This window comes from Fuscovulum sp. (assembly GCA_035192965.1).
GTDB lineage: Bacteria > Pseudomonadota > Alphaproteobacteria > Rhodobacterales > Rhodobacteraceae > Paragemmobacter.
Genome location: CP136571.1, coordinates 3,970,081 through 3,990,370 on the forward strand (window position 1 = coordinate 3,970,081; position 20,290 = coordinate 3,990,370).

Genomic DNA, 20,290 nt, shown 5'->3' on the forward strand with positions numbered 1-20,290 from the left:
TTCAAGACTGCGTCAAAGATCAGTCGCGGCTGTCGATCGCATCCGACATACCCAGATCCAGATCGTTAGCCTTCATGTCGACCGGTGCCGCCAAAGCCGCCGCCGTTTCAGCATCCGACCGGCGCGCCTCGATCACGTTCTGGTCGCGATCCGCGGCGATCTTCTTCACGCGGCTCGTCGCCCCGCCCGTCCCTGCCGGGATCAGACGACCCACGATCACGTTCTCCTTCAGACCCACCAGCTTGTCGCGCTTGCCCTGAACCGAAGCCTCGGTCAGCACGCGGGTGGTTTCCTGGAAGGACGCGGCCGAGATGAAGGACCGTGTCTGCAAGCTCGCCTTGGTGATCCCCAGCAGAACCGGCTCGGCCTTGGCCTCGCGCAGCCCGCGGTTGCGTGCCTTGGCGTTCTCTTCGTCCAGCTCGATGCGCTCCACCTGTTCGCCCTTCAGCAGCGTGGTATCGCCACCATCCAGGATTTCCAGCTTTTGCAGCATCTGACGCACGATCACTTCGATATGCTTGTCGTTGATCTTCACGCCCTGCAGTCGGTACACGTCCTGCACTTCGTCGATCATGTAGTTGGCAAGCGCCTCGACCCCCATGATCCGCAGGATATCGTGCGGAGCCGGGTTGCCGTCCATGATGTAGTCACCCTTCTGGACGAAATCACCTTCCTGAACCGGAATGTGCTTGCCCTTGGGGATCATGTACTCAACCGCCTGCAGCGTCTCATCGACGGGTTCAACCGTGATGCGGCGCTTGTTCTTATAGTCCTTGCCGAAGCGCACATAGCCATCGGTTTCCGCGATGATTGCGTGGTCCTTGGGACGACGGGCTTCGAACAGTTCCGCCACGCGGGGAAGACCCCCGGTGATGTCCTTGGTCTTGGCACCTTCGCGCGGGATACGCGCCACCACATCGCCCGGACGCACTTCCTGCTGGTCTTCGACCGAAAGGATCGCGTCCACCGACATCGGATAGGTGATCGGGTTGCCATTGTCGGCACGCACCGGCTCACCCGTTGCCGGGTCCATGATGATGATTTCGGGCTTCAGGTCATTGCCCTTGGGCGCCGACCGCCAGTCCGACACGATCTTCTGCGTCATACCCGTCGCATCATCCGTGTCTTCGCGCACCGAAATGCCCGATACCAGATCGACGAACTTCGCCACACCGCCCTTTTCGGCGATGATCGGCAGGGTATAGGGGTCCCATTCGAACAGCTTGGTGCCGCGCTTAACAGCCATGCCGTCCTTGGCATGGATCTTGGCACCATAGCTCACCTTGTGAACCGCCCGGTCCTGACCGGCCTCATCCACGATGGCGATCGACATGTTCCGCCCGACCACGATCTGCTCGCCATTGGCGTTCGACAGAAGGTTGGCATTGCGGAACTCGATCCGGCCTTCCTGGCTGGCTTCAAGGAACGATTGCTGGCCACCCTGTGCGATACCGCCGATGTGGAACGTCCGCATCGTCAGCTGCGTACCGGGTTCCCCGATGGACTGCGCGGCGATGATGCCGACAGCTTCCCCCTGGTTCACCAGAGTACCGCGCGCAAGGTCACGGCCATAGCACATGGCGCAGACGCCCTCTTCGGCCTCACAGGTCAGCGGGCTGCGGATGCGCATGACCGCAACCCCGGCCTGATCGATCAGATCAGCCCGACGCTCGTCGATCAGCTCGCCCGCCGCCACCAGAACCTCATCCGTTCCCGGCACCAGCACGTCATCCGCTGACACACGGCCCAGCACACGGTCGGCCAGGGTCTGCACCACTTCACCGTCATTCACGGCGGCTTCGGCGGTGATCGCCCGGTCGGTTCCGCAATCATGGCTGCGCACGATGCAATCTTGTGCCACGTCCACCAGACGCCGCGTCAGATAGCCCGAGTTCGCGGTCTTCAGCGCCGTATCGGCCAGACCTTTCCGCGCGCCGTGGGTCGAGTTGAAGTATTCAAGAACGGTCAGACCTTCCTTGAAGTTCGAGATGATCGGCGTCTCGATGATCTCACCCGACGGCTTGGCCATCAGGCCGCGCATCCCGCCAAGCTGCTTCATCTGCGCCGGCGAACCCCGCGCCCCAGAGTGGGACATCATGTAGACCGAGTTCGGTTCCTTTTCGGCACCGGCATCGTCGAAACGAACGGCAGAAATCTCTGCCATCATCTCACCGGCCACCTTGTCGGAACACTTCGACCAGGCATCGACAACCTTGTTGTACTTTTCGCCCTGGGTGATCAGGCCGTCCATGTACTGCTGTTCGAATTCCTTCACCTGATCGCGAACTTCGTTCACGATGGTCCACTTGGAATCCGGGATCAGCATGTCGTCCTTGCCGAACGAAATGCCCGCACGGAACGCTTCACGGAAGCCCAGACCCATGATCTGGTCACAGAAAATGACCGACTCTTTCTGCCCGCAATAGCGGTAGACGGTGTCGATGACGTTCTGCACGTCCTTCTTGCGCAGCAACCGGTTGGCCAGTTCGAACGGCGCCTTAGCGTTCAACGGCAGCAGGTTGCCCAGCCGCAGACGACCGGGGGTCGTCTTGAACCGCTTCCAGACCTCGTTACCCTCTTCGTCGATCTGCTTGATCCGCGCTGTGATCGAGGCATGCAGATGCACCGCGCCAGCGGCCAGCGCATGTTCCACTTCCTCGATATCGGCGAATGCCATGCCTTCGCCAACCATGCCCTTACGTTCCATGGTGACGTAGTACAGCCCCAGCACCATGTCCTGCGACGGAACGATGATGGGCGCGCCGTTTGCAGGCGACAGAACGTTGTTGGTCGACATCATCAAGACGCGCGCTTCCAGCTGCGCCTCAAGGCTCAGCGGAACGTGCACGGCCATCTGGTCGCCGTCAAAGTCGGCGTTGAACGCCGAACAGACCAGCGGGTGCAGCTGGATCGCCTTGCCTTCGATCAGGATCGGCTCGAACGCCTGAATCCCCAACCGGTGCAGCGTCGGCGCACGGTTCAGCAGAACCGGGTGTTCGCGGATGACCTCATCCAGAATATCCCAAACCTCGGGACGTTCCTTTTCAACCAGCTTCTTCGCCTGCTTGACGGTGGACGACAGCCCCTTCGCCTCAAGCCGCGAATAGATGAACGGCTTGAACAGTTCGAGCGCCATCTTCTTCGGCAGACCGCACTGGTGCAGCTTCAGTTCCGGCCCGGTCACGATGACCGAACGGCCCGAAAAGTCCACGCGCTTGCCAAGCAGGTTCTGGCGGAACCGGCCCTGCTTGCCCTTCAGCATGTCGGACAGCGATTTCAGCGGGCGCTTGTTGGTGCCCGTGATCACGCGGCCACGACGGCCGTTGTCAAACAGCGCGTCAACCGCTTCCTGCAGCATCCGCTTTTCGTTCCGCACGATGATATCGGGCGCGCGCAACTCGATCAGCCGCTTCAGGCGGTTGTTGCGGTTGATCACGCGGCGATACAGGTCGTTCAGGTCCGACGTCGCAAACCGGCCACCATCCAGCGGCACCAGCGGGCGCAGTTCCGGCGGAATGACCGGCAGCACCGTCAGAACCATCCACTCCGGCCGGTTGCCCGATTCCAGGAACGATTCCACGATCTTCAGCCGCTTGATGATCTTCTTCGGCTTCAGCTCGCCCGTCGCCTCTTTCAGGTCTTCGCGCAGCTGATCCGCCGTCGATTCCAGATCAATCGCCGCCAGCATTTCCCGGATCGCTTCCGCGCCGATATTGGCGGTGAAGGCATCCGCGCCATACTGGTCCTGCGCATCCAGGAACTCTTCCTCGGTCATCAGCTGACCATAGGTCAGGTCCGTCAGACCGGGTTCGATGACGACATAGTTTTCAAAGTACAGAATCCGCTCCAGATCCCGCAGCGTCATGTCGAGCATCAGCCCGATCCGCGACGGCAGCGATTTCAGGAACCAGATATGCGCCACGGGTGCGGCCAGTTCGATATGGCCCATCCGCTCGCGCCGCACCTTTTGCAGCGTGACTTCCACACCGCATTTCTCGCAGACAACGCCGCGATACTTCATGCGCTTGTACTTGCCGCAAAGGCATTCGTAATCCTTGATCGGCCCGAAGATACGGGCGCAGAACAGGCCGTCACGTTCCGGCTTGAACGTGCGATAGTTGATGGTTTCCGGCTTCTTGATCTCGCCGAACGACCACGAAAGGATGCGCTCCGGCGACGCGAGCGAGATCTTGATCTCGTCAAACGTCTTGATCGGGGCAACCGGGTTGAACGGGTTGTTGGTCAGTTCCTGGTTCATTTCCAAATCCTTGAAAGGGGGCGGGGGCGCAGGGCGGGTGTCAACCCGCCCCACGAGGGGCCAAAGGGCGGTTCACACCGCCTTTCGGTCACTCCTCCTCCGCATCCAGGAGTTCCATATTCAGGCCGAGGCCGCGCACTTCCTTTACGAGAACGTTAAAGCTCTCCGGAACGCCCGCTTCGAAATTGTCCTCGCCCTTGACGATCGATTCATAGACCTTGGTCCGGCCTGCCACGTCGTCCGACTTCACGGTCAGCATTTCCTGCAGGGTATAGGCGGCACCATAGGCTTCCAGAGCCCAGACCTCCATTTCCCCCAGACGCTGACCACCGAACTGCGCCTTACCACCCAGCGGCTGCTGCGTGACCAGCGAGTACGGCCCCGTCGAACGGGCGTGCAGCTTGTCATCGACAAGGTGGTGCAGCTTGAGCATGTATTTCACGCCCACGGTGACCTTCCGCGCGAATTGCTCGCCCGAACGACCATCGAACACCACCGACTGACCCGAGGTATCGAACCCGGCGCGCGTCAGCGCGTCGTTCACGTCCGCTTCCTTGGCCCCGTCGAACACCGGCGACGCAATCGGAACACCGCGCGTCACATTGCCTGCCAGTTCAAGGAATTCATCCTCGCTCCGGTCGGCCAGCACCTCGTCATAGGTCTCATCACCATAGGCAATGCGCATCGCTTCGCGCACCGGGGTCATGTCACCCGACCGGCGATACTCTTTCAGGGCATCGTCGATCTTCAGGCCCAAACCGCGCGCGGCCCAGCCCATGTGGGTTTCCAGAATCTGCCCGACGTTCATACGCGACGGCACACCCAGAGGGTTCAGCACCAGATCAACCGGCGTGCCATCCGCAAGGAACGGCATGTCTTCGATCGGCACGACCTTCGAGATAACACCCTTGTTCCCGTGACGACCGGCCATCTTGTCGCCCGGCTGCAGCTTGCGCTTCACCGCGACGAACACCTTGACCATCTTCATCACGCCCGGGGGCAGATCGTCGCCACGGCGCACCTTTTCGACCTTGTCGTCGAACCGGTGATCCAGGGCGCGCTTCTGCGCCTCGAACTGGTCATGCAGCGCCTCGACATCCTTCGCCTCGGCTTCTTCACCCAGCGCCAGCTGCCACCACTGGCCGCGCGACAGCGTGCCCAGCAGTTCGTCGTCAATGGTCGAACCCGAGCGGATGCCCTTCGGCCCTTTGACGGCGGTCTTGCCCATGATCAGCGTCTTCAGGCGCGAATAGATGTTGCGCTCAAGGATCGCCAATTCGTCGTCGCGGTCCCGCGCCAGACGTTCCACTTCTTCCCGCTCGATCTGCAGCGCACGCTCGTCCTTGTCCACACCGTGGCGGTTGAACACGCGCACTTCCACGATGGTGCCATAGGCCCCCGGCGGCAGGCGCAGCGACGTGTCACGCACATCCGATGCCTTTTCGCCAAAGATGGCGCGCAGCAGCTTTTCTTCCGGCGTCATCGGGCTTTCGCCCTTGGGCGTGATCTTGCCCACCAGAATATCGCCCGGCTGCACTTCGGCACCGATGTAGACGATCCCGGCTTCGTCAAGGTTGCGCAGGGCTTCCTCGCCGACGTTCGGGATGTCGCGGGTGATCTCTTCCGGCCCCAACTTCGTGTCGCGCGCCGCAACTTCGTATTCCTCGATATGGATCGAGGTGAACACGTCATCGCGCAGGATACGCTCGGAAATCAGGATCGAGTCTTCATAGTTATAGCCGTTCCACGGCATGAACGCGACGACCACGTTCCGCCCCAGGGCCAGTTCGCCCAGATCGGTGCAGGGGCCATCCGCAATCACTTCGGCCCGGCCGACCGTATCGCCCACCTTCACCAGCGGACGCTGGTTGATGCAGGACGACTGGTTGGAACGCTTGAACTTGCGCAGACGATAGATATCCACGCCCGGCTCGCCGGGTTCCAGCATCTCGGTCGCACGCACAACGATACGGGTCGCATCGACCTGGTCGATGACACCCGCCCGCCGCGCCATGATCGCAGCACCGGAGTCGCGGGCCACAACAGCCTCGATCCCCGTGCCCACGAAAGGCGCATCCGATTGCAGCAGCGGCACAGCCTGACGCTGCATGTTCGACCCCATCAGCGCGCGGTTCGCGTCGTCGTTCTCAAGGAACGGGATCAGCGATGCGGCGACAGACACCAACTGCTTCGGCGACACGTCGATCAGGTCAATCGCGTCCGGCGGGTTCAGCATGAATTCCCCCGATTTCCGGCTGGAAATCAGATCATCCGTGAACTTGCCATTCTCGTCCTGCGCGGCGTTGGCCTGCGCCACGGTGTGGCGCATTTCCTCGGTCGCCGACATGTAGACGACCTCGTCGGTCACCTTGTTGTCGATCACCTTGCGGTACGGTGTTTCGATGAAGCCGTACTTGTTCACGCGGGCGAAAGTGGCCAGCGAGTTGATCAGACCGATGTTCTGACCTTCGGGCGTTTCGATCGGGCACATCCGGCCATAGTGGGTCGGATGAACGTCGCGCACTTCGAAACCGGCACGCTCACGGGTCAGACCGCCCGGCCCAAGGGCCGACAGGCGGCGCTTGTGGGTGACTTCCGACAACGGGTTGGTCTGGTCCATGAACTGCGACAGCTGCGAGGAACCAAAGAATTCCCGCACCGCAGCCGCAGCCGGTTTCGCGTTGATCAGGTCTTGCGGCATGATCGTGTCGATTTCCACCGACGACATCCGCTCCTTGATCGCGCGCTCCATCCGCAGCAGGCCGACGCGATACTGGTTCTCCATCAATTCCCCGACAGACCGCACGCGGCGGTTGCCAAGGTGGTCGATGTCGTCGATCTCGCCCTTGCCATCGCGCAGTTCCGTTAGCGCCTTGATGCAGGCGATGATGTCTTCGCGGTCCAGCGTGCGCTGGGTATCGGGCTTGCCCAGATCCAGACGCATGTTCATCTTGACCCGGCCCACGGCCGACAGGTCATAGCGTTCGCTGTCAAAGAACAGCGTGTCGAACAGCTGGCTTGCCGCTTCAACGGTCGGCGGCTCGCCCGGGCGCATGACGCGGTAGATGTCCATAAGCGCGGTGTCGCGGCCCATGTTCTTGTCAGCCGCCATCGTGTTGCGGATGTACGGACCGACATTGATGTTATCGATGTCCAGCACCGGAATATCGGTGATGCCCTGATCCAGCAGAACCTTCAGGCTGCCACCCTTCACACCGCCGTCGCGGTCGTACTCCATCGTCAATTCGTCGCCGGCTTCGACCCAGATCTCGCCGGTTTCTTCGTTGATGATGTCCTTGGCGACATAGCGGCCCAGAATGTGGTCGAACGGAACCAGCAGCTCCGTGATCGCGCCGTCATCCTTCCACTTCTTCACCATCCGCGGCGTGGCCTTCTCGCCCGCCTTCAGGATCACCTCGCCCGTCGCCGCATCGACCAGATCATAGGTCGGGCGCGTGCCGGAAACGCGGTTCGGGAAGAACTTGGTCACCCAGCCCTTGTTCTTCACGTGCTTGAAGGAAATGGTATCGTAATAGGCATCCATGATGCCTTCCTGATCCATGCCCAGCGCATAAAGCAGCGTCGTCACCGGCAGCTTGCGGCGGCGGTCGATGCGCGCGAACACGATGTCCTTGGCGTCGAATTCGAAATCCAGCCACGACCCGCGATACGGAATGATCCGGCAGGTGAACAGCAGCTTGCCGCTCGAATGCGTCTTGCCCTTGTCGTGGTCAAAGAACACGCCGGGGCTGCGGTGCATCTGCGAAACGATCACCCGCTCGGTGCCGTTCACGATGAACGTGCCGTTCGATGTCATCAGGGGCATGTCGCCCATGTAGACATCCTGTTCCTTGATGTCCTTGACGGACCGCGCGCCCGTCGTCTCGTCGACATCGAACACGATCAGGCGCAGCGTCACCTTCAGCGGCGCCGCAAAGGTCATGTCGCGCGACTGGCACTCGTCCACGTCGTATTTCGGCTTCTCAAGCTCGTATTTCACGAACTCAAGCACCGCGGTCTCATTGAAATCCTTGATCGGGAAAACCGACTGGAAGGTTCCCTGAATCCCCTCGCCATCGGCCGGCTTGTCGCCGTCACCCGATTTCAGGAACAGGTCATAAGAAGATTTCTGAACCTCGATGAGGTTCGGCATCTCCAGGACTTCGCGGATCTTGCCGTAATAGCGGCGGATGCGTTTCTGGCCAACGTAAGCTTGCGCCATGTGCGTCGTCACCTTTTCTCGTGTCGCTGGCGCTGGTTCGTCGGGGTCACGAACGCGCGCCTATTGCGATGCGGCGGAAGGGTTCCATTCATGCTTTCCGTCCCACCGGAAAGCTCCCGAACCCAAAACCACGCCTTGAAAGGGGCACCCGCATCGGGGCCAAAGGGCCGTGATGCCCCTTTCAAGACAGGTTCGGCTGGGCCGGGGAAATCCCCGACCCAGCCTCAAAACCAGTGTCAGAATGCGAAACGCATCCTGCCCGATTACTTCAGTTCGGCCTTGGCGCCAGCCTCTTCGAACTTCTTCTTCATCGCTTCGGCGTCAGCCTTCGAGATGCCTTCCTTGACCTTGCCACCGGCTTCGGTCAGGTCCTTGGCTTCTTTCAGGCCCAGACCGGTGATTTCGCGCACGACTTTGATCACGTTGATCTTGTTCGGGCCGGCGTCCGTCAGGACGACGTCGAATTCGGTCTGCTCTTCCACCGGGGCGGCAGCAGCAGCCGGGCCAGCAGCCATCATGACGGCGCCACCGGCGGCCGGCTCGATGCCATACTTGTCCTTCAGGATGGACTTCAGTTCCTGAGCCTGCAGCAGGGTCAGGCCGACGATGTCTTCGGCGAGTTTGTTCAGATCAGCCATTTTGCTCATTCCGTTCTATTAAGATGGGGTCCAACGCTGTGGGGTCAACCACGCGGGTATTCTCGGATCAGGCCGCAGCCTTTTCCTCGATGGTGGACAGGATGCTTGCGATGTTCGAAGCAGGCGCGCCAATTGCACCAGCGATTGCCGAAGCAGGTGCCCCGATGCACGACACGATCTGAGCGATAAGCTCTTCGCGCGACGGCAGAGAAGCCACAGCCTTGACACCGGCCTGGTCCAGAATCGAGCCGCCCATAGCCCCGCCAAGAATGACGAACTTTTCGTTCGTCTTGGCATAGGCCTCGGTGACCTTCGCCGCAGCGACAGGGTCTTCCGAATAGGCAAGCACGGTCATGCCCGTAAGCAGGTCACCCATCTGTGCGCCGGGTTTCCCTTCAAGGGCGATCTTGGCGAGCTTGTTCTTGGCAACGCGTACGGACCCGCCAACTTCGCGCATTTTCGCGCGCAGGTCCTGCATCTGTGCAACCGTCATACCCGTGTAGTGGGCAACCACCACAACGCCAGAGCTTTCGAAGATCTGGCCGAGTTCATCGACCACTTTCTCTTTCTGGGCTCTATCCACAGTTTCACTCCAAGTGTGGGGGTCTCCCCCCGGCTCATTTAAGCCCCTGCAAGCAGGGGCATTCGGGTCCGAATGATATCCCGAGTTATGATCGCCCGAGGAAAACCCCCGGAAATCCGTCTCGTTCTCTCATCTCAGGAGGGAAATTAAGCCAGGCTCACGCCGGGCACCCACCGTCTCGGACAAAGGATACGCGACCTGCGCAACGAATCACGCAGGCAGAGTATCACGGGTCAATATCCATTCCGCCCGCCCTTTCCAAGCCCCGTCAGCACAGCCGTCATGCCGTTACCGTGTTCAAAGCCGCTGCCAACCGCGAAATCACGCCTTGGCGCGGAAAATCACCGTGCGGATCTGGTGGCGCTTGTGCTTGCCACCGTCGATTACCTCGATCACCTCGCCGGTCGCATCCCCCAACCGGTTCAGCATCTTCACCAGCCCCGCTTCCGAAATCCCGAACGGATCCATCGGCGACACCCGATCCGGCAGATAGTTCCAGCCGTGATCCAGCATCAGATACCCGCCGGGTTTCAGGCAGCTGATCCACCCCGCAAAGGCCCGCTCCGGATCATGGGCATGATCCCAGGAATTGGAATAGACCAGGTCCATCTTGCCCAGCCACGCCGGATCGACCTCGTGGAAATCCCACTGGATCGTGTGCGGGAACTCCGTCGCCGTGTCCGAGATTTCGGTCCCGAACACCTCGGCCTGCGGGCCCAGATACTGGCGAAACCACACCTGCTCATTGCCCCGGCGCGTGCCGTGGCAGATGCCGGTGACGGGCTTCGCACCCTGATCCAGCATATAGCGCGACAGGATCGCGATATGCTCTTCCGGCACGAACTGGTTCTTGATCTTCAGCTTGTTCGCCTCGGTCTGCACCTTGCGATACAGCTCCAGATCAAACCCATCCTCCCCACCATAGCGGTACAGCTTCATGTCATCCTCACCAAGGACGACGCTCCCCTGCTCCAGACGGGCCGCATCCTCTGCCACTAGCCGCTCGCCCAGTTTGCGCTTCCGCTTGAAATCCTGCACCTGCATCTCTCCTTTCGACGCCGCCCTCGCGGCAGGCTTCCTTCGTTCCGTCCGGCCGGCCGTCGCCCCGTCCGACCCATCCTCGTCCATTGCATCAGCCGCCTTCGGGCTGTCCCATCCCGCGGGCAGCGCCATGCCCCGGCGAAACATGTTGCGGATCTTGAACCCGAAGACCGGCCATTGTGCAAACTCCGCCAGCGCCATGCCCATCTCATGCTGCGCCAGACCTGTCACCCGCATCACATTGGGCAACAGAACCTGATCCCGCCCCGCAATGCTGACAAAGGCGCGGAACCACGCCTCATTCAGCCGCGCGGTATCGGGTGATCCCATCTTCTGCACCAGCGCCGTATTGACGAACAGCCCCGCATTCCGGGGCAGCCCCGCCTCCCGGAACCACGCATGCAGACGGGCCATCTCTTCGGCATCCAGCTTTTCCTGCCGCTCGCACACCTCTGCCTCGCGCCATGAACAGCCCCGCGCCCGGTGGCGCACCAGAAACCGGCCCGCCGGGGCCACCCCGCCATGTGCGGCATCCAGCCGGGCGACCACCTCATCCGGCGGCATCACCAGCCGCGCCCGGTTGTCGATATAGATCACCCAGTCATAGGCCCCCAAAAACCGCTCCGGCCACAGCTTCGGCAACCGCGACAGCTGTTTCGGGCTCAGCCCCTCAAACCGCTCGGGCAGCCGCACCACCCGGCAACCCGGCGCATCCAGTTCGGCATGATCGGTAAAGATGATGCGATCCCAGTCGCCTTCCGGCCCCAGGGCATTGCGATGGAACGGTTCATACTGGCCGAAATAGCAGGAATAAACGGCGATCCGGCCCCGGTCCGGAACAAGCATCTCGATCGCCCGACCGTCTTCGGCCAAATCCACCCGCACTCTCCACCCACCGGGGCGACACACGCGCCGCGCCAAAAAAAACGGACACCCGTTTCCGGATGTCCGCATTGTAAATCAGGTCTTGGACCGATACGTCAATCAGTTGGCAGTGGCCGAGGCCAGATCAACCGAAACGCCCGGGCCCATCGTCGAAGAAAGCGACACCTTCTTCAGGTAGGCACCCTTCGCACCGGCGGGCTTCGCACGGCTCACCGCGTCAACGAAGGCGCGCACATTCTGCGCCAGCTTTTCGGCGTCGAACGACACCTTGCCAACGCCTGCATGCACCACACCGGCCTTTTCGACCTTGAACTGCACTTCGCCGCCCTTCGCCGCTTCGACAGCCGTTTTCACGTCCATCGTCACAGTGCCGACCTTCGGGTTCGGCATCAGGTTGCGCGGGCCCAGGATCTTGCCCAGACGGCCCACCAGCGGCATCAGGTCCGGCGTCGCGATGCAACGGTCGAACTCGATCTTGCCGCCCATGATGGTTTCCATCAGGTCTTCCGCGCCCACGATATCCGCACCGGCGGCCTTGGCCTCATCGGCCTTGGCACCACGGGCGAACACCGCCACGCGCACGGTCTTGCCCGTGCCGTTCGGCAGTTGCACCACGCCGCGCACCATCTGGTCCGCATGGCGGGGGTCAACCCCCAGGTTCATCGCGATTTCAACCGTCTCGTCGAACTTGGCCGAAGCCGCCTTCTTGATCAGGGCGACAGCATCCTCGACCGAAACATTGGTCGCGGTGCCGAAAACTTCTTGTGCTGCGCGAACGCGCTTACCGAGTTTTGCCATGATCTCAGCCCTTCACTTCGATGCCGCAGGACTTCGCCGAGCCGAGGATGATCTGCATCGCAGCTTCCACGGAATTGGCGTTCAGGTCCTTCATCTTCGTTTCGGCAATCTGGCGCACCTGCGCCACGGTCACCGTACCAGCCACTTCACGGCCCGGCTTCGCCGAACCCTTCGCGCGGTTGCGCTTGCCCACCGGCGGCAGACCGGCAGCGGTCTTCAGCAGGTACGAGGCCGGCGCCGTCTTCAGCTCAAGGCTGAACGACTTGTCCTGGTAATAGGTGATCACGACAGGCGTCGGGGTGCCCGGCGGAATTTCGGCGGTCTTCGCGTTGAATTCCTTCACGAAGGCCATGATGTTCAGCCCGCGCTGACCCAGAGCCGGGCCAACTGGCGGCGACGGGTTGGCTTGCTGAGCCTTCACTTGCAGCTTGAGGCTGCCGATTACTTTCTTGGCCATGGGGCCATCTCCTCTGTCACAGCGCCTCCCGGAATTGGGCGTGGCGCGGTTTAGTGGTTCGGTCCGTCACCCCAAGGGGCGCTCGCCTCCCACGCGATACACTCAGGCCCCTTTGGTGACCTGCGTGAATTCCAGTTCGACCGGGGTTGCCCGGCCAAAGATCGACACCGAAACCTTCAGGCGGCTGTGGTCCTCGTCGACCTCTTCCACCATCCCGTCAAAGCCCTCGAACGGGCCATCGGTGACCTTCACCTTCTCGCCGATCTCGAAGCGGATCAGGTTGCGCGGTGCAGCCTCGCCCTCTTCGACCCGGTTCAGGATCGCATTCACTTCCGCATCCCGCATCGGCATCGGCTTGCCCTGCGGGCCAAGGAACCCAGTGACCCGGTTGATCGACGAAATCAGGTGATAGCCCTTGTTCGACATCTCCATCCGCACCAGCACATAGCCGGGCATGAAGCGCCGCTCGCTCGTCACCTTCTTGCCGCGCCGAACCTCCAGAACTTCTTCCGTCGGAACCAGCACTTCGTCGATTTCTTCCTGCAACCCGGCTTCGATCACGGCCGTCCGGATCTGCTCGGCAACCTTCTTCTCGAAATTCGAGAGAACGCTCACCGAATACCAGCGCTTCGCCATGCCTCATCCACCTTACGTCAGCGGGGGCGAACCCCCTGAAATTTCTATGCTTTCAGGAACACAACAAAGCGCGCAACTCGAATCGCTGCGCGCCCGTGCTCCTTGTTCAGGGGCGCAGATACAAGCGCGGCCCAATGAATTCAAGGCAAATCCGGGCAATCGCCCGCGTTCACCCAAGGATCGCGCGCAGCCCCGTGCGGATGCCCAAATCGACAAGGCTGAAGAATGTCGCCGTCAGAGCCGCCATGATGAACACCATGATCGTGGTCAGAACCACCTCGCGCCGGGTCGGCCAGACGACCTTGCCGACTTCGGTTCGCACCTGCTGAAGAAAGGTGATGGGGTTCGTCTTGGCCATGGTCTCAGATCCACGCATTAGGGTTGGTGGGCAGATACGCCGGATGGGCCGGGATTTCAAGGGAAAGCCAAACCCACCCCGCGCCGCTATTGCAGCCGGTCGGATATCCGCGCCCACGGATCGCCCCGCGTCGCTGTCGCGCGCTGTCGCGACCGGCGCGCGACGGCCAACCCGATGGCGGCAAAGACCGAACCCAGCGCCAGCAGAACCGCAATCCCGGCGGGCCCCTTCCACAAGCCGCCCCCCATGACCGCTGCAGAGACTTCCGCTGGATCCATCCCGCCCCAGCCCTGCGGAACAAGGTCGCGCAATTGCTCCACCAGACCGGCTTGCGCCGCAGGCTGGTCCTCGCCTGTGCTCAGGAAAACCGGCCCTGATGGCCCCGTCGCATCCGGAAACTCCGCCGCAATCGCTCTGCGCACCGCCTCCGCAGGCGTCATGCCCGCCGCAATATCCTCACTCACCTGATTCTTCGGCGATGGCGGCGTGTCATCCACCTGCGGCAAGGTCCGCTGCGCCCCACCATTGCCCTGCGGCAAGGTCGCCGCGCCCTCTTCGCCCTCGGCCTCAGCCGGGGCAAACCCGAACAACCCCTCCATCACCTTCGCCACCATACCGCCCTCCGGTACGGAGTTCATGGTGGTGGGCGGCGTCAAATGCCCAAAGGCAAGATAGACGGCGAAGTAAAATACCAGCGCGCCCACGACCTTGGTCGGCGCCCGAAACATGCGCCGCAACCCTGCCCCGGCCCCATCGCGCCTGGGCAGGGATTGATCCGCGCCCACCCCTGATGGCGCACCCGCGGCCAGCCCTGACGAAAACCCATAGCCGCCACTGCGCGTCGCCCCCACCGTCGCTGCCTGCTTCGCCATCACCGCCTCAAGCGGTGACCACGCCGCAGGCGGGGGCGTCGGCACGGTCGCATAGCGCTGCCCGCTCGCGACAACCGGCGCAGCGTTCGTCGGCTCAGAGTGCGTCGGCGATGGGGCCACCACCGGGCGCGTCGCAGTCGCCATCATGACAGCCCGTTCCAGTTCCGCATTCGCCCGATCTTCCCGGCGCGTCTTCCGCCCGCGGCCCGTCAGCAACTTCCCCAGCGCCAGCAACGCCGCCAGCGCGCCCAGCCCGCCAAACACCGTGGCCACCCGCATCGGTGCGTCCGGGTCCGGGGCCAGCGCCGCTTCGCGGCCCTCCAGAAACGGCTCGATCACGACAAAATCCTCGGCTTTTGTCAGGCCCTGCTCTGCAAAAGCATCCGCGACCATGTCCGAAAGCTCGGGGCTCGTATCCACAGTCCCATTCAGATGAAACGGCATCCGCGCATCCAGCGGATCATACATCCGGCTCAACAAATGCCCGATAAAGCCATCCACCTGACCGGGCGACAACAGCACGATCCCGCGCGCCACCTTGCTCGTCTCTGCGTCTCCGGGGCCAAACAGGACGTACATGCGCCGCACCGTATCGGTGCCCTTCCGCTGCTTGGTCAATTCGTAATTGTAATCCGTGCCAAGCCAGGCCGCGACATGCACCTCATCCGCTGCATGGATATCCGCTTCGGTGAACGCGTCGAACGCAACCGGTTCCGGCGCGCCCGCCTGCAAGGCCTGCGCCTTCTCGGCCTCGAAGGCAGTCACCCTTTGATGCGAATCCTGCGCCAGCCAGAACAGGCCCGCCGATATCAGGGCCATCACCGGCCAAGGCAAAGCCAGCAGCATCGCGAACAGTCGGAACATAGGCCCACTCCACAGGACAACCTGCGCGTGATCCTTGTCCCGCACCATGCCCGCGCCGGGGCCATGTCACGTCGGGTTCAGGGAAAAATCGGGGCTTTTCTGGGGCCGTTCGCCCGCGGAACGCATCCAGCAGGCTTGGCAGGAGTTGGGGGACTCGAACCCACGACCCTCGGTTTTGGAGACCGATGCTCTACCAACTGAGCTAAACTCCTAGGCCTGCGAAGGGGGTTACGGCATGGGCCGGGGGAAATCAAGGGGGCGTCAGCCCCGAAAAACCACCCCGACGGATTTTCCCGCCATGCCACCCTCTACCCCCGCTCCAGCGCCGCCACATCCGCCGCCAGCAGCGCCGGCAGCGCCGCCCGGATACGCTCCAGCGGCCAATCCCACCAGCCGATGGCCAGCAGCCGCGTCACCTCTAGCCCGGAAAACCGCATCCGCACCACCCGCGCCGGATTGCCCGCCACCACCGAAAAAGGCGGCACCTGACCCGCCATCACGGCCCCCGCCCCGATGATCGCCCCGCTGCCGATCCGCGCCCCCGGCAGGATCAGCGCGCCATGCCCGATCCACACGTCATGGCCCACCTCCGTATCCGGCAGCTGGGCGAATCCATCGCGATATCCCTCCAGCGTCACTGGGTCGAACACCCCGAACGGATAGGTCGTGATCCCGTCCATCGCGTGATTGGCCGATGCCGTGATGAACCGCACGCCATGCGCGATCTGGCAGAATCGCCCGATCACCAACCGCTCCGGCGCACCGGGATAAAGATACGGCGCCAGCCGCGCCGCCCAGCCCCCCGCCTCACGCGGCGGATCAAAATCATTGGCATAGCTGTAATCGCCCACCGTGATGTTCGGATGGTCGATGACCCGGTTCAGATGCACCATATCGGGGTGCACGGTTCCATCGGGAAAGGTCAGGGGATGCACCGCATCCGCGTTCAGAAATGGCATGGAATGAACCTCGCTGATCGTCGTTTCAGGAAAACGCAGGTCAGATCGTCAGGTCCATCGGTGCCTCCCATGATTGCAACGCAACCATATAACGAAAAACGCGCGGGGTCACCCCCGCGCGCCTTTCAACCCGATACAGGATCGGATTACAGAATGATTTTCGACACGACGCCTGCGCCGACGGTGCGGCCGCCTTCACGGATGGCGAAGCGCAGCTTCTCTTCCATCGCGATCGGGGCGATCAGCGTCACGTTGAACTTCAGGTTGTCGCCCGGCATCACCATTTCGGTGCCTTCCGGCAGCTCAACCGTCCCGGTCACGTCCGTCGTGCGGAAGTAGAACTGCGGACGGTAGTTCGCGAAGAACGGCGTGTGACGGCCACCCTCTTCCTTGGTCAGGATATAGGCTTCCGCCTCGAACTTCGTGTGCGGGTTCACCGACTTCGGCTTGCACAGAACCTGCCCACGCTCCACGCCTTCACGGTCGATGCCGCGCAGCAGAACGCCGACGTTGTCGCCAGCTTCCCCACGGTCCAGCAGCTTGCGGAACATTTCCACGCCCGTGCAGACCGACTTCTTGGTGTCGCGGATGCCGACGATTTCAACTTCGTCGCCGACGTTGATCACGCCACGCTCCACACGGCCGGTCACAACCGTACCGCGGCCCGAGATCGAGAACACGTCTTCGATCGGCATCAGGAAGGGCTGGTCGATGGCGCGGGCCGGGGTCGGGATGTACTCATCCACGGCCTTCATCAGAGCGCGGATCGAATCCTCGCCGATGTCCTTGCGCTCGCCGATCATGGCCTGGTGGGCCGAACCCTTGACGATCGGAATGTCGTCGCCCGGATATTCGTAGCTCGAGAACAGCTCGCGGATTTCCATCTCGACCAGTTCGATCAGCTCTTCGTCATCAACAAGGTCAACCTTGTTCATGTAGCAGACCATGTAGGGGATACCCACCTGGCGGCCGAGCAGGATGTGCTCGCGCGTCTGCGGCATCGGGCCGTCGGATGCGGCGCAAACCAGGATCGCGCCGTCCATCTGGGCCGCACCGGTGATCATGTTCTTCACATAGTCGGCGTGGCCGGGGCAGTCGACGTGCGCATAGTGACGGGCTTCCGTCTCGTATTCCACGTGGGCGGTCGAGATCGTGATCCCACGAGCCCGCTCTTCCGGCGCGCCGTCGATCTGGTCATAGGCGCGGAATTCGCCGAAATACTTCGTGATCGCAGCCGTCAGCGTCGTCTTGCCGTGGTCAACGTGGCCAATCGTGCCAATGTTGACGTGCGGTTTGTTCCGTTCAAACTTTGCCTTTGCCATGTCTTCGGGCCTTCGGATTGGGGGGCCGAACCCGGCCCGTGCTACTCGCGCGGCGAATTAAGCCGCCGCTGGGGGAAAATCAAGCGGGAATGGCAGCCTTTGCTGGCCGATGCGTCACCGATTGCTGGAAGGGGCTGCCTCGGGTGCGGGCGGCTTCGGCGGCAGGCCGAACCATTCCGGGTTTTCCAGGAACCACTCCTCCACCCGCTTCACCGCGTTATAGGACAGCGCTTCCATCTGTTCCGTCTTGTTGCGCGTCAAACCGGTGCCGATCACCGTCTCGCCCGACAGGCTTTCGAATACGGTGATCCGGTGCCCTTCGGCATTCAGCTTCTGCTCGGCCGCGTCGTCCCAGACATTGGCCGTGATCACCAGCACCGATTTCGGGGCCGCCACCACCGGAATACCGGGCGGCGCCAGCGCATAGCCATCAATGGAAATCCCGATGTTATAAAGTTTTGGCCCCTGATAGCGGCCAAAGCGGTTGGCGACGGCATCCTTCATCACCGCCTCCCACTCCTCGACCGAGGCATCGCGCGAAATCGGCACCTTCTGCACATTGTCGGCCACAACGATATTCAGCCCCAGCGCAAAATCCCCCAGCGGAACCGGCGGCTCCTCCAGATCGCTTTTGCCACAGCCTGCCAGAACGGCAAACCCGATGAAAAAGGCCACTTGGCGAAGGGTCAGCATGGGGTCTCCCGTCCGTCTCGGCCCACAGGCCATTGCCATCCCGATAACCGTTGCAAAGCCGCTGCGCAACGGTCGCCCGTTGCCCGATGCGTCCCGTCGCCTATCTGTGATGGGTCCAGCAAGGGAAAACCCATGTCCCCCCGCGTCCAGATCGCCGATCCCGAAGCTGGCCCCCCGCCCGCCCCGCTGCCCGCACCGCTGCCTGTGCGCGTGCCCCTCGCCCCAGAACCGCTCGGCATCCTCGGCAGCCTGCGCGCCGGACGGCGCAACCTTCTGGAACTGATCCCCGAACAGGCCACCCGCGCGCCGATCGTGTCGAACACCCGCGGCAAGCGGTGGCACATGATCATGGATCCCGAAGCCCTGCGCCGCGTGTTACGCGACCGGGTCGAGGATTACCCCAAATCCGATGTCACAAAGCTCATCCTCGGTCCCGGCATCGGCAAATCCCTGTTCATCGCCGAAGGGCAGGATTGGCTCTGGCAACGCCGCACCGCCGCGCCGGTCTTTTCCCATCGCAACGTCGCCGCCCTCGCCCCGGTGATGACCGCCGCCGCCGAACGCGCCTGCGACCGTTTCGCCACAGCCACGGGCCGCGCCGCGGATGCCTTTGATGAAATGGTCACCGCCACCTTCGAGGTGATCTCCGACGTCACCTTCTCGGGCGGCGACGGGTTTGACCGCGACGCCGTTCACCGCGCCATCGACGCCTATATCTCGCAAACTGCCAAAGTCTCGCTGCTCGATATCCTCGGCGCCCCGCCCTGGGTGCCGCGCCCGTCGCGCATGATCGCGGGTTCCGGCCTGCGCGACATGAAAGCCGTGGCCGATGCCGCCATCACCCGCCGCCGCGCCAGCGGCAGCCCCGGTATCCCGGATCTGCTTGATCTGCTGATGGCGGGCGAAGACCCGAAATCCGGCCGCAAAATGATGACCGCGGAATTGCGCGACAACCTCCTCACCTTCATCGTCGCGGGCCATGAAACCACCGCCCTCACCCTGTCATGGGCGCTCTATCTTTGTGCCTTCGATCCGGCCGTTCAGACCCGTGCCCGCACCGAGGCGCAGGCCCTGCTCGGCCCCCGCGCGGCCACGGCAGCGGATGTGCCGAACCTGCCCTATATCCGGCAGGTGATCGACGAAACCCTGCGCCTCTATCCGCCTGCCGCCTTTCTGTCGCGCACCGCCCAGAAACCCGACACGCTCTGCGGGCGCGCGGTCAAACGCGGCGATACGGTCATCCTGCCGATCTACGCCTTGCACCGCCATCACGCCCATTGGACCGACCCCGACCGTTTCGATCCCGAACGCTTCGCCCCCGGCCATCAGACCGACCGCTTCACTTTCCTGCCCTTCGGCGATGGCCCCCGCATCTGCATCGGGGCCAACTTCGCCATTCAAGAGGCGGTCATCATCCTCGCCACCCTGCTTGCCCGGTTCCGCTTCACCCCCGTCCCCGGCAAGACACCAAAACCCGTGATGATCCTTACCCTGCGTCCCGAAGGCGGCATCTGGCTGCGCATTGATCGGGCATGAAGCGCCGCGCAAACAGGCACGGCTGAAACGACCCCAGATCATTTTCGCAACACTTCTACGCATCGGTTGAAATGCTTTTTTCCCATACTAACGTATGGGTTGAACGGGGCGGCGAGGGCCTTCCTTACCTTCCGTTCGTGTGCAGTAACGAGTGTGTCCGCGACGGGT

Annotated in this window: 14 protein-coding genes and 1 tRNA gene; 1 reads left to right on the top strand and 14 read right to left on the bottom strand. The window is 62.4% G+C overall.

Going from position 1 to position 20,290, the window contains the following annotated elements:
- Window positions 1-19 precede the first annotated feature (19 nt).
- The 14 genes from rpoC to RSE12_19620 all read right to left on the bottom strand — a co-directional run bounded on the left by rpoC (window position 20) and on the right by RSE12_19620 (window position 18,586).
- A complete protein-coding gene (rpoC, locus tag RSE12_19555; GenBank protein ID WRH62528.1) occupies window positions 20-4,258 on the bottom strand; it encodes a DNA-directed RNA polymerase subunit beta' in 4,239 nt (1,412 codons plus the stop codon).
- An 88-nt stretch (window positions 4,259-4,346) separates the two neighbouring features.
- Complete coding sequence (gene rpoB / locus RSE12_19560; protein WRH62529.1) at window positions 4,347-8,480, bottom strand: DNA-directed RNA polymerase subunit beta; 4,134 nt, start codon at window positions 8,478-8,480, stop codon at window positions 4,347-4,349.
- Window positions 8,481-8,743: 263 nt separating this feature from the next.
- Window positions 8,744-9,118 (bottom strand): 50S ribosomal protein L7/L12, encoded by a 375-nt coding sequence (rplL, locus tag RSE12_19565; GenBank protein WRH62530.1) that lies wholly within the window; start codon window positions 9,116-9,118, stop codon window positions 8,744-8,746.
- 67 nt (window positions 9,119-9,185) lie between these two features.
- A complete protein-coding gene (gene rplJ / locus RSE12_19570) occupies window positions 9,186-9,701 on the bottom strand; it encodes a 50S ribosomal protein L10 (GenBank protein ID WRH62531.1) in 516 nt (171 codons plus the stop codon).
- A gap of 321 nt (window positions 9,702-10,022) precedes the next feature.
- Window positions 10,023-11,621, bottom strand: coding sequence for a class I SAM-dependent methyltransferase (locus RSE12_19575; protein ID WRH62532.1), 1,599 nt, complete (start codon window positions 11,619-11,621; stop codon window positions 10,023-10,025).
- Between the two features lie 105 nt (window positions 11,622-11,726).
- Entirely contained in the window at window positions 11,727-12,425 is a 699-nt protein-coding gene (gene rplA, locus RSE12_19580; GenBank protein WRH62533.1) for a 50S ribosomal protein L1, read from the bottom strand.
- 4 nt (window positions 12,426-12,429) lie between these two features.
- Entirely contained in the window at window positions 12,430-12,882 is a 453-nt protein-coding gene (rplK, locus tag RSE12_19585; protein WRH62534.1) for a 50S ribosomal protein L11, read from the bottom strand.
- Between the two features lie 102 nt (window positions 12,883-12,984).
- Window positions 12,985-13,518, bottom strand: coding sequence for a transcription termination/antitermination protein NusG (gene nusG, locus RSE12_19590; protein ID WRH62535.1), 534 nt, complete (start codon window positions 13,516-13,518; stop codon window positions 12,985-12,987).
- A 169-nt stretch (window positions 13,519-13,687) separates the two neighbouring features.
- Complete coding sequence (secE, locus tag RSE12_19595; GenBank protein WRH64875.1) at window positions 13,688-13,876, bottom strand: preprotein translocase subunit SecE; 189 nt, start codon at window positions 13,874-13,876, stop codon at window positions 13,688-13,690.
- 86 nt (window positions 13,877-13,962) lie between these two features.
- Complete coding sequence (locus tag RSE12_19600) at window positions 13,963-15,612, bottom strand: hypothetical protein (GenBank protein ID WRH62536.1); 1,650 nt, start codon at window positions 15,610-15,612, stop codon at window positions 13,963-13,965.
- Window positions 15,613-15,748: 136 nt separating this feature from the next.
- Window positions 15,749-15,824 (bottom strand) — tRNA-Trp (locus tag RSE12_19605).
- Between the two features lie 96 nt (window positions 15,825-15,920).
- A complete protein-coding gene (locus tag RSE12_19610; protein ID WRH62537.1) occupies window positions 15,921-16,571 on the bottom strand; it encodes a CatB-related O-acetyltransferase in 651 nt (216 codons plus the stop codon).
- Between the two features lie 146 nt (window positions 16,572-16,717).
- Window positions 16,718-17,893: an elongation factor Tu gene (gene tuf / locus RSE12_19615; protein ID WRH62538.1), complete on the bottom strand. Its 1,176-nt coding sequence runs from the start codon at window positions 17,891-17,893 to the stop codon at window positions 16,718-16,720.
- A gap of 114 nt (window positions 17,894-18,007) precedes the next feature.
- Window positions 18,008-18,586, bottom strand: a complete 579-nt coding sequence (locus RSE12_19620; GenBank protein WRH62539.1) for a hypothetical protein — start codon at window positions 18,584-18,586, stop codon at window positions 18,008-18,010.
- Between the two features lie 132 nt (window positions 18,587-18,718).
- Between RSE12_19620 and RSE12_19625 the strand changes: the two genes are divergently transcribed.
- Complete coding sequence (locus RSE12_19625; protein WRH62540.1) at window positions 18,719-20,122, top strand: cytochrome P450; 1,404 nt, start codon at window positions 18,719-18,721, stop codon at window positions 20,120-20,122.
- Window positions 20,123-20,290 lie beyond the last annotated feature (168 nt).

Bases quoted from the DNA above. Each gene is read 5' to 3' on its own strand.
- RSE12_19600 (WRH62536.1), bottom strand. From the start codon at position 15,612: ATGTTCCGACTGTTCGCGATGCTGCTGGCTTTGCCTTGGCCGGTGATG.
- RSE12_19620 (WRH62539.1), bottom strand. From the start codon at position 18,586: ATGCTGACCCTTCGCCAAGTGGCCTTTTTCATCGGGTTTGCCGTTCTG.
- RSE12_19610 (WRH62537.1), bottom strand. From the start codon at position 16,571: ATGCCATTTCTGAACGCGGATGCGGTGCATCCCCTGACCTTTCCCGAT.
- tuf (WRH62538.1), bottom strand. From the start codon at position 17,893: ATGGCAAAGGCAAAGTTTGAACGGAACAAACCGCACGTCAACATTGGC.
- rplK (WRH62534.1), bottom strand. From the start codon at position 12,882: ATGGCCAAGAAAGTAATCGGCAGCCTCAAGCTGCAAGTGAAGGCTCAG.
- rplA (WRH62533.1), bottom strand. From the start codon at position 12,425: ATGGCAAAACTCGGTAAGCGCGTTCGCGCAGCACAAGAAGTTTTCGGC.
- rplL (WRH62530.1), bottom strand. From the start codon at position 9,118: ATGGCTGATCTGAACAAACTCGCCGAAGACATCGTCGGCCTGACCCTG.
- nusG (WRH62535.1), bottom strand. From the start codon at position 13,518: ATGGCGAAGCGCTGGTATTCGGTGAGCGTTCTCTCGAATTTCGAGAAG.
- RSE12_19625 (WRH62540.1), top strand. From the start codon at position 18,719: ATGTCCCCCCGCGTCCAGATCGCCGATCCCGAAGCTGGCCCCCCGCCC.
- rpoC (WRH62528.1), bottom strand. From the start codon at position 4,258: ATGAACCAGGAACTGACCAACAACCCGTTCAACCCGGTTGCCCCGATC.
- secE (WRH64875.1), bottom strand. From the start codon at position 13,876: ATGGCCAAGACGAACCCCATCACCTTTCTTCAGCAGGTGCGAACCGAA.
- rpoB (WRH62529.1), bottom strand. From the start codon at position 8,480: ATGGCGCAAGCTTACGTTGGCCAGAAACGCATCCGCCGCTATTACGGC.